This window comes from Lactobacillus sp. XV31L, from assembly GCF_059900865.1.
The window spans coordinates 1-615 of the sequence record NZ_JBWXGC010000033.1; the positions used below are offsets into that span (position 1 = coordinate 1).

At 42.6% G+C, this 615-nt stretch carries 1 protein-coding gene; it reads right to left on the reverse strand.

The features are described 5' to 3' along the window. Nucleotides 1–615 (reverse strand): DUF1542 domain-containing protein (locus tag AC2JF7_RS09040; RefSeq protein WP_500728360.1); only part of this gene is annotated, 615 nt, incomplete at both ends.

Below are 615 nucleotides of genomic sequence, written 5' to 3' on the forward strand. Positions count from 1 at the left end.
CAGTTGCTTGACTTATATTAGCCTTGGCAGTTGCTGCGTCAACATCAACTCTGCTCTTTTGAGCATTCTTAGTTGCTGTATCCAATGTTGGATCGGCATCGATTTCAGCTTTAATCTTAGCAGCTTCATCATCAATTGCTTTTTGCGCACTAGTCTTTTGATCTGGCAGTGAAGTGCTGCCTGGAACGTGGTCACCATCAATCTTGACAATTCCATCATTCTTGGCGTCAATTACACCTTGGGCATTAGTTGCATTATTAATAGCTGTTTTGGCAGCAGCTGCGTCAGTGTCAACAGCACTCTTTTGCTTGTCTTTAGTTGCCTTATCCAAAGTAACATCGGCATCAATTTCACCCTTGACTTTAGTTGCTTCGGCATCAATTGCAGCTATAGCACTCTTCTTTTGGTCTGGAAGAGAAATATTGCCTGGAATGTAGTCACCATCAATCTTGGCTATACCATAATCTTTAGCATCTTTGACTGCTTGCGCATTAGCTGCATTATTAATGGCTGTCTTCGCATCGGTTGCATCCTTATCAACATTAGCCTTTTGTGCTGCCTTTGTTGCCGCATCTAAGGTTGGATCGCCATCAATTTGACCCTTAACCTTAGTTG